Annotated in this window: 9 protein-coding genes and 1 tRNA gene; 8 read left to right on the top strand and 2 right to left on the bottom strand. The window is 65.5% G+C overall.

All coding sequences use genetic code 11. From position 1 onward, the window contains the following. Positions 1 to 197: 197 nt before the first annotated feature. Together L1F31_RS12235 and L1F31_RS12230 are read right to left on the bottom strand one after the other, a co-directional pair. Positions 198 to 2,063 (bottom strand): BCCT family transporter, encoded by a 1,866-nt coding sequence (locus L1F31_RS12235; RefSeq protein WP_265417559.1) that lies wholly within the window; start codon positions 2,061 to 2,063, stop codon positions 198 to 200. A 281-nt stretch (positions 2,064 to 2,344) separates the two neighbouring features. Beyond that, positions 2,345 to 2,417 (bottom strand) — tRNA-Asn (locus L1F31_RS12230). Between the two features lie 86 nt (positions 2,418 to 2,503). On the opposite strand from L1F31_RS12230, the gene smc reads away from it, so the two are divergent. From smc to rimM, 8 genes are all read left to right on the top strand, one after another. Continuing rightward, a complete protein-coding gene (gene smc, locus L1F31_RS12225; RefSeq protein WP_265417558.1) occupies positions 2,504 to 6,100 on the top strand; it encodes a chromosome segregation protein SMC in 3,597 nt (1,198 codons plus the stop codon). Between the two features lie 188 nt (positions 6,101 to 6,288). Then, positions 6,289 to 6,690 (top strand): hypothetical protein, encoded by a 402-nt coding sequence (locus L1F31_RS12220; RefSeq protein WP_265417557.1) that lies wholly within the window; start codon positions 6,289 to 6,291, stop codon positions 6,688 to 6,690. A 112-nt stretch (positions 6,691 to 6,802) separates the two neighbouring features. Beyond that, positions 6,803 to 7,945, top strand: a complete 1,143-nt coding sequence (gene ftsY / locus L1F31_RS12215) for a signal recognition particle-docking protein FtsY (protein ID WP_265417556.1) — start codon at positions 6,803 to 6,805, stop codon at positions 7,943 to 7,945. 218 nt (positions 7,946 to 8,163) lie between these two features. Continuing rightward, positions 8,164 to 9,384 carry an ammonium transporter gene (locus tag L1F31_RS12210; protein ID WP_265417555.1) on the top strand — a complete coding sequence of 407 codons (1,221 nt, stop codon included), beginning with the start codon at positions 8,164 to 8,166 and terminating at the stop codon, positions 9,382 to 9,384. Between the two features lie 294 nt (positions 9,385 to 9,678). Further along, positions 9,679 to 11,289, top strand: a complete 1,611-nt coding sequence (gene ffh / locus L1F31_RS12205) for a signal recognition particle protein (RefSeq protein ID WP_265417554.1) — start codon at positions 9,679 to 9,681, stop codon at positions 11,287 to 11,289. A 157-nt stretch (positions 11,290 to 11,446) separates the two neighbouring features. Beyond that, a complete protein-coding gene (rpsP, locus tag L1F31_RS12200; protein WP_265417553.1) occupies positions 11,447 to 11,881 on the top strand; it encodes a 30S ribosomal protein S16 in 435 nt (144 codons plus the stop codon). Position 11,882: 1 nt separating this feature from the next. Continuing rightward, positions 11,883 to 12,113: an RNA-binding protein gene (locus L1F31_RS12195; RefSeq protein WP_265417552.1), complete on the top strand. Its 231-nt coding sequence runs from the start codon at positions 11,883 to 11,885 to the stop codon at positions 12,111 to 12,113. A 119-nt stretch (positions 12,114 to 12,232) separates the two neighbouring features. Next, the gene (gene rimM / locus L1F31_RS12190) at positions 12,233 to 12,733 is read left to right on the top strand and encodes a ribosome maturation factor RimM (RefSeq protein ID WP_265417551.1); all 501 of its coding nucleotides are present in this window, start codon (positions 12,233 to 12,235) and stop codon (positions 12,731 to 12,733) included. Positions 12,734 to 12,825 lie beyond the last annotated feature (92 nt).

Raw genomic sequence — 12,825 nt, 5'->3', positions numbered from 1 at the left:
AGCACCGCAGCCGTCACGTCCTACAGCTGCGGCAGCATCAGTCACCGCTGCGGGCAAATCGCATCGTTGCAACGGACTGAATTGGCGCTAACGGTGAGGGATGCCGCGGGGGCTTCGGCGGGAAGACGACGGCGGCTCGGATGCACCTGAGTGCATCCGAGCCGCCGTCTGACTGCGCGGAGAGTGACTGCTTCGCGTCAGCTCTTGCCCTTGGGCTTCTTTTCGCTGCCTGCTGACTGTTCCGAGGTCGAATCCGAGCTGAGGACCGTGGTCTTCGAGGACTTCGCGCCCTTCTCGTCGTCGGCGTACTCGCTGACCTCGTCCGCCGGCAGTTCGGACGTCTCGAGACCGAAGACCGAACCGTCGTACTCGTCGATGGCCGTGGCCACCGACTGCTCGAGGACATGGTTGGCCAGCTGACCCTGGATGATCAGCGGATCCCTGGACAGGTCCTTCCACACCGCCACGCACAGCAGCAGCATGACGATGACGAACGGCAAGGCGGAGACGATCGTGATGTTCTTCAACCCGTCGAGCGCCTCGGCGGGATCGGAACCACCCGCCAAGAGCATCACAGCGGCCACAGCACCGGTGGCGATACCCCAGAAGAGGACGAGACCCTTGCCGGGCTCTTCCTTGCCGTTGGCCGACAGGGTGCCCATGACGATCGAAGCCGAGTCCGCACCCGTGACGAAGAAGATCGCGATGAGGACGACCGTGACGATCATGAGGATGATCGCGATGAGGTTCGGCAACGGCAGAGCGCCGAGGAGGTCGAACAGGATCGTGTCCATGTTGATGTCCGGCTCGCCGTCGACCATCTTGGCCAGGGCCTTGACCGTGCCCTCGCCGCGTTCTGCGCGCTCCTGGATGCCGATGGCACCGCCGCCGAAGATCGCGAACCAGATCGTCGAGACGACGGAGGGAACGATGAGGACGCCGGTGACGAACTGACGCACAGTGCGTCCACGCGAGATGCGGGCGATGAAGAGGCCGACGAACGGCGACCATGAGACCCACCAGGCCCAGTAGAAGACAGTCCACGACGACAGCCACTCATTGACGCCCTGCCCGTCAGCCGCGGTACGCGACGCCATCTGCGGGAGATCCTCGATGAAGGAGCCGATCGAGGACGGGATGACGTTGAGGATGAACAGGGTCGGACCGCCGATGAAGACGATGAGCGCGACGATGACCGCGAGGATCATATTGATGTTCGACAGCCACTGGATGCCCTTCTCGACACCGGACACGGCCGAGGCGACGAAGGCAGCGGTGAGGATCGCGATGATGATGACGAGCACCGGTGAGGAGACATCGGACATGATGCCCGCCGACTCGATGCCGCCGCCGATCTGGATCGCGCCCAGACCCAGCGAGCAGGCGGAGCCGAACAGGGTCGCGAGGATCGCGAGGATGTTGATGACCTTGCCGCCGATCCCGTTGACGGCACGCTCGCCGAACAGCGGGGTGAACATCGACGAGAACAGCTGCGAGCGTCCCAGACGGAACGAACCGTAGGCGACGCCGAGTCCGACGATGGCATACATCGCCCAGGGGTAGAGCGTCCAGTGGAAGAGCGTCGTGCCCATCGAGGTGCCCATCGCCTCAGCGGTCGAGCCGTCCACGGAGTTCGGGGGAGGCGACATGTAGAAGAACAGCGGCTCGCCGACGGCCGAGAACACCAGGCCGATGCCCATGCCCGTGGCGAACATCATGGCGATCCACGACGAGGTCTTGAACTGCGGCTTCTCATCGTCGCGGCCCAGCGGGATGCGACCGAACTTGGACATAGCGACGATGATGACGAAGATCGTGAAGATCGTCGCGGCGATGACGAAGAGCCAACCGAAGTTGTCCATCACGCCGGTCAGCAGGGTGCCGGCGACGGTTCCGAGGCTGTCGGGGGCGACGAAGCCCCAGACGACGAAAGCCACGGCGAGGATGCCGGCGGCGAAGAAGACGATCTTGTCGAGCCCCTGGCGCCGCAGCGGCTTCTGCTTCGTCGTCGGATTCTTCAGGTGCTCGATGAGCTCCTGTGTTTTGCTGTGTTCACTGCTCATGCTCAATCGGGCCGATCGGATGCGGGCCCCTCGATGCTGCAGAGGAGGGCAGGCATTCCCTTCGGCATTCCTTCCTTGACTGGACGGCATCGGACTGGCTCCGAAACGATCCGAGCAGAGTGCACCCGATCGCCTCTCACATGATCTTTGCAGACAATGAGCGAACTGTGGAGTGTTTTCGTCTCCTCGGACCATTTTCGGTCGCCTTCACTGCGCTTCACCGCCACAAACCCGCGGTGAAAAGTCAGAGGCCCCGTCGCGCACGACGGGGCCCCTTCCAGCTCCCCCGGCTGGGCTCGAACCAGCGACCCTTCGATTAACAGTCGAATGCTCTGCCAACTGAGCTACGGAGGAAAACGGCGCAGTCGCCTACGCACGAGGAGAAACTCTACCAAAAGATTCAGGATCTTGCCGCCTGCCCGGATATGCTGGTGCCCAATATGCATCTCAAAAGCCTGACACTGCGGGGATTCAAGTCCTTTGCCTCGGCAACGACTCTCAGATTCGAGCCGGGCATCACGTGCGTCGTCGGTCCCAACGGCTCAGGCAAATCCAATGTCGTCGACGCCCTGTCCTGGGTGATGGGCGAACAGGGTGCGAAGAACCTGCGCGGCGGGAAGATGGACGACGTGATCTTCGCCGGCACCTCGAAGCGCCAGGCTCTGGGCCGCGCCGAGGTGACTCTGACCATCGACAACACCGACGGAGCCATCCCCGTCGACTACACCGAGGTGACGATCTCGCGGACCCTGTTCCGCACCGGCGGATCCGAATACGCCGTCAACGGGGCCCCCGCCCGACTGCTCGACATCCAAGAGCTCCTCAACGACTCCGGCCTGGGCAAAGAGATGCACGTCATCGTCGGCCAAGGCCGCCTCGACGCGATCCTCCACGCCGACCCACTGGAGCGTCGCAGCTTCATCGAAGAAGCCGCCGGAGTCCTCAAACACCGGCGCCGCAAAGACAAAGCGGTCCGCAAACTCACCGGCCTGCAGACGAACCTCGACCGCCTCACCGACCTGCGCACTGAACTCAACCGTCAGCTCGGACCCCTGGGCAGACAGGCCGAAGCCGCGGCGAAGGCCGCCACCGTCCAAGCCACTCTGCGCGACGCCACCGCCCGCCTGCTCGCCGATGACGCGGTGCGCATGCAGTCCTCACTGGCGACGACGAGCGAAGGCGAGGACCACAGCGACCGCATCACCGAACTCGACCGGCTCCGCACCACCACCGAGGCGCGCCTGAGCGAGATCGAAACCCGCCTGTCCGGCCTCGACGCAGAACTCGAGGCGCAGCGGACCGCGGAGTCGAAGACCCAGACGCAGATCGTGCGCGCCCAGGGCCTGAGCCAGCGCGCCGAGGACAAACGCTCCCACCTGCTCTCGGAGGTTGCGAGCCTGGGCCGCCGCGAATCCAAATCGCCCGATGAGCTGCGCGCCCAAGCCGCTCGGTTCAAGGACGAACTCACCGACGCCGAGGCGGCAGTGACCGAGACGAACACCGCGCTCGAAGCCACTCAGCAGCGCAAGGAAGAACTCACCCAGGCCCTGCGCACCGCCGAAGACGAGGTCAAAGCCGCCCAGATCGCCATCACCGAGGCCGTGAAGAACAGATCCGCCCTGCAGTCGAAGCAGACCCATGCCGAAGAGCGCATCACCGACCTGGGCGCCCGCATCACCGCGAACAGGTCCGAGATCGATGCCGTCACAGCCCGCATCGCCGAACGCAGCGCCGAACTCGAGACCGCCGAGACCGGGGTCGAAGACGTCGAAGCGGGAGAGACCGAACTCGACACCGCCTACGAAAAGGCGGTGGAGACCCAGGAAGCACTCGAGTCCGAACGCACCGAACTGCAGGAACAGCAGGCGCAGGTCGCCTCCGAACTGTCCTCGGCCAAGGCCCGTGCCGAAGCGCTGGCACTGGGCACCGCGCTCGAAGCCGACCTCGAAGACATCGTCAACTCGAACCTCCCCGGCGTCGGTCCCGCAGTGACCGAGCGACTGAGCGTGACCACCGGCTTCGAAATGGCCGCTGCCGCCGCACTGTCGACCACGGTCTCCGGAGTCATCGTCGACGACGGTGAGGCCGCACTGGCAGTGCTCGACCACCTCGGCGAAGACACGAACGTGTCCCTGACGATCCCGACCGGCACCGAGGCGGCCGCCGGCAAGGGCGGCAACGGACGAACCGACCTCGCCCCGCTGCCGACACCGGCGAGCCTGATCGGCACCCCGACCGAGGACACCGCGGCGACAGAGCAATCCGTGAAAGAGGACGAACTGCGGTGGCTGAGCGAACTCGTCACCAGCGACATGCCTGAGCTGCGCGCCCTGCTGGCAGCCGCCCTGCACGGTGTCGTCTGCGTCCCCGATGCGCGCACCGGCGTCGCCCTGACGCGCACCCGCCCCGAACTCACCGCGGTCACCGTCGACGGGGAGGTGCTCTCGGCCACGCGCATCAGCCGAGCCCGCACCGCCTCGGGCACCCGGCTGGCCTCCCAGACCGCGCTCGAGGACACCCGCACCTCGATCACCGCGCTCGAAGACCGGACGGAGACGCTCAAGGCTGCGCTCGCCGACATCGAACCGCGCCTGGCCGCAGCCCGGCAGGAATCGGCGGCAGCGCTCGACGCCCTCCACTCCTCGGATGCGAAGATCATGGCCGCGGCCGAGGAGGTCTCGCGCATCACCGGCGAGATCGGCGTCGCCCGCACCCGCCTGCAGAGGGCCGAAGAGAACGAGACGGAACTGAACTCCCGCCTCGAAGCCGCCCGACGCGACGTCGAGACCGCACAGGCGGCGCTGGCCGGAGCCGCCGAGGTCGACGAAGTCGTCGACACCTCCCGGCGGGACGAACTGAGCACTCAGGTGTCGCAGTCGTCCGAGGACCTCGTCGAGGCGCGGATCAACCACCGCTCGGCTGCCGATCGGGTCCGGTTCTTAAGCGACCGGGTCGACTCTCTGCTGCGGGCGGCCAAGGCCGAAGAGGCGGCGCGGGAGCAGACGCAGCGCACGATCGCGAAGAAGAAGCGCGCGGCCGCCTCGGCGCAGCTCATCGCTGAGACCGCGGCCGAAGCCGCGGAACTCGCGCAGGCAACGGTGGACGAACTCGGTGAGGCGATCCAGGTCCTCGTCGACGAACGCGGCGGTCTCCGCGAAGAGAAGGGCCGCCTCGGCGAGGAACTGGGCACCACCAGAACCCAGCTGCAGAAGCTCAAAGACGCCGCCGCCGAGGCGGAGCTGGCCAAGGAACGGTACCGACTCAGGCTCGAGGAGATCGCGCACCGGGCGGAGGAGGAGACGGGCCTGGGCATCGACCGGCTCATCGACGAATTCGGACCCCACCTGCCCGTTCCCTCGTTCGAAGAGGGCACCGAGGATCGACCGTATGTGCGGACCGAGGTCGAGAAACGGCAGAAGCAGGCGGCGGCCTCGCTCAAACGCATCGGCACGGTCAACCCGCTCGCACTCGAGGAATACGAGGCGCTGAAGGAGCGGCACCAGTTCCTCGAGAAGCAGATCGCGGACATCGAAGCCTCGCGCAAGGACCTCATGCAGCTCGTCGAGGAAGTCGACAAGCATGTCGAACGCGTCTTCGCCGAGGCGTATGCGGACACCGCGCGGGAGTTCGAGGACATCTTCTCCCGGCTCTTCCCCGGCGGTGAGGGAGCGCTGAGCCTGACCGACCCGAACGATATGCTCACCACCGGCGTCGACGTCCACGCCCGGCCGGCAGGCAAGAAGGTCAAGCGGCTGTCCCTGCTCTCCGGCGGGGAGCGGTCGCTGGTGGCGGTGGCCATGCTGGTGGCGATCTTCAAAGCCCGGCCCAGCCCGTTCTACGTCATGGACGAGGTCGAGGCCGCACTCGACGATCTCAACCTCTCGCGCCTGCTCACCGTGTTCGAGGAGCTGCAGGACTCCTCGCAGCTCATCGTCATCACCCACCAGAAGCGGACGATGGAGATCGCCGATGCGCTCTACGGTGTGACGATGCACGGCGACGGAGTGTCGAAAGTCATATCGCAGCGCATCCCGTGAGTCCCACCAGCCGACTTGTCGCCGATGCCCAGGACAGTCCCAGGGAATTCTCCAAGTGGCATGCGGGCCCGGAACACAAATGTCGTCGCCCGGGACTATAGACTTGGGCCGAGACACAGGTATTCGAAGAACGTGAGGAGCGGGACGTCCATGGCCGAGGCTGCTGTACTGCGAGGTGGCTCTAGGGCATGAATTCCGTACTTGTCGTCATCGTGGGACTCGCGATCTCCTTCGCTCTGGCGCTCGTCGTCGTCCTCCTCGTCGCTCTGCCCGGCCTGCGCGCCGAGGGCCGACTGAGGTACTCCTCCGAAGTGCAGCGATTCCGGCTGCCCGCCGAATGGACCGGCTACGACGACGAAGTCCACGAATTCTTCGGCCACGACGACGGCACGTCGCACCTGGCCACCCGGGAGCAGGCGGCGGTCACCGCGATCCGCGACCACTCGTATGTGCTCAGACCGCAGCCGCGCCGTCACGCAGCCCCCTCGCTCATCACGGTGCGTCCGCGCACCCGCCATTGGAAGATCCCGGAATCGGGAACCGGGTGGAGGACCACCGCCGGACTGCTCTTCGGCAGCCGCGGTTCCTGACCGCACCGACTGATTCCGGTGTGGGAAACCACTGACAGACATCCCCGGACGAATCCGGGAACTCGAGCGCCGACGGCCCGACCGCAGGCTCTCAAAGGAGGACGGAAGAACAATGGATCAGCCGATCATCTTGCTCATCGTCGCAGCCATCGTCTTCATTCTCGTCGTGGCGCTGGGCATCTCCCTGCGCGTCAGCGGCAAGAAGCGAGGGCTGCCCGAAGAGCGCAGCATCGATGCCGACGTCACCGGTGAGATCAGTGCCGATGAGGTCGCCGAGGCGGTCGCGAAGGAGAAGGCGCAAGCGCGCGGTTCGGAGGTTCCCACAGAACCGGCCAGCCGGCTGGTGCGCCTGCGCGAACGGCTCGCGAAATCGAACTCCGGGCTCGGTCGCGGACTGCTCAACCTCCTCTCACGCGACAACCTCGACGAATCCGCGTGGGAGGAGATCGAAGACACCCTCATCCTCGCTGACGTGGGAGTCGAGCCGACGACCGAACTCGTCGACCGCCTGCGCGAACGCGTCAAGGTCCTCGGCACCAGGGATCCCGAAGAGGTGCGGGGGCTGCTGCGTGAGGAGCTCATCGCACTCGTCGACCCGACCATGGACCGGTCCCTGGCCGATCAGGGCACGAACGGCGATCCGGCGGTCATCCTCGTCGTCGGTGTCAACGGTGCGGGCAAGACGACGACCGTGGGCAAGATCGCCCGCGTGCTCGTCGCCGAGGACCGGACGGTGCTGCTCGGCGCCGCGGACACCTTCCGCGCCGCCGCCGCCGAACAGCTGTCCACGTGGGGTGAACGCGTCGGCGTGGAGACAGTGCGCAAGGAAGAGGGCGCCGATCCCGCCTCGGTGGCGTATTCGGCAGTGGAGAAGGGCCAGACCGACGGAACCGACGTCGTCCTCATCGATACTGCCGGGCGTCTCCAGAACAAGCGCGGACTCATGGACGAACTCGGCAAGGTCAAGCGTGTGGCCACCCGCCCGCTGGGGGAGGGCCACGAGATCGACGAGGTCCTGCTCGTCCTCGATGCGACCACCGGGCAGAACGGCATGCAGCAGGCGAAGGTCTTCGCCGAGGCGGTCGACGTCACCGGCATCGTGCTCACAAAGCTCGACGGCACGGCCAAGGGCGGCATCGTCGTGGCAGTCCAGCGTGAGCTGGGCGTCCCGGTCAAACTCATCGGGCTGGGCGAGGGTGCCGACGACCTTGCTCCGTTCACTGCCGAAGGATTCGTCGACGCGCTGCTCGACTGACCGGACGCTGGCTGCCTGAACTGGCAGGCCGTCTGGCTGGCGGCGCGGACTGTCTGCGCTGATTTCGCCGGGTCTCACCCCGTATTCGCGGGGTGAGACCCGGCTTGTCATATTGCGGAAACATAGTCGACTCACCACTGTGACATGCGTCATGGAGACTGTGTCTGCCCGGTTCGCTTCGGAACCGGCGGATACAGCCGATACAGATAAGAGACGACATGGAACTCGATGCAGTGAATGTGTGGATGATGGTCGCCGCGGGGTTGGTTCTGCTCATGACCCCCGGGGTGGCGTTCTTCTACGGAGGAATGACGCGGATCACCTCAGCCATCAACATGATGATGATGGTCTTCTCCGCGATGGCCGTCGGCGGACTCGTCTGGGTCCTCTACGGCTACGGGCTGAGCTCCGGTGATTCGATCGCCGGAATCGTCGGCAACCCGCTGTCCCAGCTGGGACTCACCGGTGCAGTGGCGGATGACCCTGCCTCGCTGATCTCGATCGGCTACGGCTCGACCTTCGCGATGATCGCGATCGCCCTCATCGCCGGAGCCGTCGCCGACCGTGCTAAGTTCTCCACCTGGCTGGTTTTCTCCGCCGCGTGGGTGACCCTCGTGTACTGCCCGCTGGCGTTCATGGTCTGGGGCGACGGACTGCTCAGCGAATCGGGTGCGATCGGCAGCCTGTTCGGACCCGCCATCGACTTCGCCGGAGGCACGGTCGTGCACATCAACGCCGGCATCTCCGCCCTCGTGCTCGTGGTGGTCATGGGACGCCGTGCCCGCTTCTCGACCCCGCACAAGCCGCACAACATCCCGATCACCGTGCTCGGAGCCGCGCTGCTGTGGTTCGGCTGGTTCGGATTCAACGGCGGAGCCGCCTCGACGATCGAACAGGGCGGGCTCATCTGGATCAACACCCTGGCTGCCCCGGCCGCGGGCATGATCACCTGGATCATGATCGAACGCCTGCGGGCCTCCAGGCCATCCAGCATCGGCAGCGTCTCGGGAGCGATCGCCGGCCTCGTCGCGATCACCCCGGCGTGTGCGAACGTCGACCCCTACGCTGCCGTGCTCATCGGCATCGCGGCAGGAGCGGGCGCGATCTTCGCCGTCGAAGCGAAGAACCGACTGCGCTACGACGATGCGCTCGATGTCGTGGCCGTCCACCTCGTCGCGGGCATCATCGGCACCGTGATGATCGGGTTCTTCGCCTTCCCGCACGACGACGGACCTGCTGGCCTGTTCTACGGCGGCGGCTTCGAACTCCTCATCGCACAGGTGCTGGCCTGCCTCGTGGCCATCGTCTTCGCCGGTCTCGTGACACTCGCGATCTCCCTGGTGCTGCGGTCGACGATGGGTCTGCGGATAGACCCGCGGGAAGAGCTCGAGGGAATCGACGCCTTCGAGCACGCGGAGCAGGCTTACTCGTTCCGGTGAGCGCCTCAGCACCCGCCACAGCACGCGGCGGAGCATCCGCCACAGTACGCGCCGGAGCATCTGTCACCGCTAGCGACATCTCCTCCAGGTAGTGCGGCATCCGTCACCGTCAGCGCCGATTCGCCCCGTTGCACCGGGTGGATATGCCGCGAACGGTGACGGATGCTCGATGCAGCGGCGGCGAACGGGACGGCGAGGGTTCACGGGGCATTGTCAGCGGCCACGGTTTCAGCCGGACCCGGGTGAGTTGCTAGGCTTAAGAGTCGACCAAATCATCGTGAAGAAGGCTTGTACGTGTTTAACTCTCTGTCCGACAGGCTCACCGCGACTTTCAAGAATCTGCGCGGGAAGGGCCGGCTGTCCGAAGCCGACGTCGATGCCACCATTCGTGAGATCAGACGTGCCCTGCTCGACGCCGACGTCGCCCTGCCTGTCGTGCGTGCCTTCACCGGCCGGATCCGTGAGCGCGCCCTGTCCGAGGAAGTCTCGGGCGCACTCAATCCCGGCCAGCAGGTCGTCAAGATCGTCAACGACGAACTCGTCGGCATCCTCGGCGGCGAGACTCGCAGGCTCAACTTCGCCAAGCGCCCGCCGACGGTCATCATGCTTGCCGGCCTCCAGGGTGCCGGTAAGACCACGCTGGCGGGAAAGCTCGCGTACTGGCTGAAGTCCGAAGGCCACCGCCCGATGCTCGTCGCCGCCGACCTGCAGCGACCCAACGCGGTCAACCAGCTCCAGATCGTCGGCGAACGTGCCGGTGCCGTCGTCTACGCCCCGGAGCCGGGCAACGGCGTCGGCGACCCGATCCAGGTCGCCACCGACTCGATCGAGGTCGCGAAGTCCAAACTCCACGACGTCGTCATCGTCGATACCGCCGGTCGTCTCGGCATCGACGAAGAGCTCATGCAGCAGGCCGCGGACATCCGCACCGCGGTCACCCCCGACGAGGTCCTCTTCGTCATCGATGCGATGATCGGCCAGGACGCGGTGAAGACCGCCGAGGCGTTCCTCGAAGGCGTCGACTTCACCGGTGTCGTGCTCTCGAAGCTCGACGGCGACTCCCGCGGCGGTGCCGCACTGTCGGTCGCCGAGGTGACCGGAAAGCCGATCATGTTCGCCTCGACAGGCGAATCGATGAAGGACTTCGAGCAGTTCCACCCGGACCGGATGGCCGACCGGATCCTCGACATGGGCGACATCATGACGCTCATCGAACAGGCCGAGAAGAACTTCGACGAAAAAGAGACCGAAAAGCTCAAGAAGAAGGTCGAAGCCGGCGAGGACTTCGACCTCAACGACTTCCTCACACAGATGTCGGGCCTGAAGAAGATGGGGTCGATGAAGAAGATGCTGGGCATGATGCCCGGCATGAGCCAGTACAAGGAACAGCTGGCGAACTTCGACGAACGTGAGGTCGACCGGGTCGAAGCCATTGTGAGATCGATGACACCACAGGAGCGGACGAACCCGAAGATCCTCAACGGCTCTCGCCGTGCCCGCATCGCCAAGGGCGCCGGCACCACCGTCACCGCCGTCAACCAGCTCATGGAGCGCTTCACCCAGGCGCAGAAGATGATGCGCCAGATGACCCGCGGCGGAGGAATGCCCGGAATGCCCGGCGGCGGGGGAATGCCCCAGATGCCCGGAATGGGCGGAATGCCCGGTGGTGCCGGAAGCCGCAAGAAGAAAGCGGTGGGGAAGAAGAAGGGCCGCAAGGGCGGTCAGTCCGGCAACCCTGCCAAGCGTGCCCAAGAGGCCCAGGAGCTGGCCGATAAGAAGGCAGGCAAGACCAAGGATCCGGTCGGTTCGGCCTTCGGCGGAGTCGATCTGGGCGCGGACGAGGAATTCGATCCCTCGAACCTGCCCAAGGGCTTCGGCGGAATCTTCCCGGGTGGCAAGAAGTAGAGCCTTCTGGCACAATTGGCTCTTGTACTTTTGCTCTCGGTCCGGGCCCTCTCATCCGCGCCGGAGTGATCGTCCCAGCCGCGGCTTCCAGCAGGTCAACCCCACGATTCTTCTGGATCAGCTGTGCACACAGAACACAAAAGGAGACACCACTAAAGTGGCAGTCAAAATTCGTCTGACCCGCATGGGCAAGATCCGTGCACCCTTCTACCGCGTCGTCGTCGCTGACTCGAAGACCCGCCGTGACGGCAAGGCCATCGAGCAGATCGGCATCTACCACCCGACCCGCGAGCCCTCGGTCATCGAGATCGATTCGGAGCGCGCTCAGTACTGGCTCGGTGTCGGTGCTCAGCCGAGCGAGCAGGTCAAGGCTCTGCTCAAGCTCACCGGCGACTGGCAGAAGTTCACCGGCGAGGGCGAAGCGGTCAACACCGTCAAGCCGCAGCCGGAGAAGGAAGCCTACGTGGCTCCCAACGCCGAATCGGTGATCAAGGAAGCCATCACGCAGAAGGGCGGCAAGTCCGCTGACGCTGCTGAGGCTCCGGCCGAGGAAGCAGCACCTGAGGCCGCTGAAGAAAGCGCTGAAGCCTGAGATGTTGGCTGATTCGCTCGAGCACTTGGTCCGCGGCATCGTCGATCATCCCGACGACGTGTCCGTTCGCTCGCGTTCATCGCACCGCGGCACGACCCTCGAGGTCCGGGTCAACCCCGAAGACCTCGGTCGGGTCATCGGCCGTGCAGGCAGGACCGCCAAGGCCCTGCGCACCGTGATGAACTCACTGGCCGGCCGTGAGTCGGTGCGAGTGGACCTCATCGAGGCGTAACACCACCTTCCCGAGAGGGGATGCCAGCGCATATGCGCAGGCATCCCCTCTCGTGCATTCACCCTGCTGTCGCCGACTACACTGGTGGGTGCACACGACCGCAATCTTCGAGGAGCAGAATGGACACGGTGATCGCCCGCCTGGGCAAGCCGCACGGGATCAAAGGCGAGTTCACCGTCGAGGTGCGCACCGACCGCCCCGAGGAACGGCTCACCCCCGGAACGAGCTTCGCCACCGATCCGGACATCGGAACGCTGACGCTGAAGTCGGCGAGGTGGCACCGCGACCGCCTGCTCCTGACCTTCGACGAAGTCCCCGACCGGAACCGCGCCGAAGAGATCCGCAACACCCTCATCCTCGCCGAGGCGGACGAAGACGAGGACGATGACGACGCCTGGTACCTCGATGACCTCATCGGGCTGCAGGTCTATGAGAACGACGCACTCGTCGGAGAGATCGTCGACGTCACGAACGGCGCCGCCCAGGATCTGCTCCACATGAAGCACACCGCCGGCCACGTCGTGCTCATTCCGTTCGTCACCGCGATCGTGCCCGACGTCGACATCGAGTCCGGCCGCGTCAACGTCACCCCGCCCGCCGGTCTCTTCGACGCCGAATGAGCGAGCCGCACCCGATGACCGACCACGACACCACCGGTGAGGACGGCGCCCCCACCGAGGCGGTGCGCCCGGACGCCGCGAACGCCGACGTC

The sequence above is a fragment of the Brevibacterium spongiae genome (genome assembly GCF_026168515.1).
GTDB classification, from domain to species: Bacteria; Actinomycetota; Actinomycetes; order Actinomycetales; family Brevibacteriaceae; genus Brevibacterium; species Brevibacterium spongiae.
This window is presented reverse-complemented; position numbering and strand designations above follow the sequence as displayed.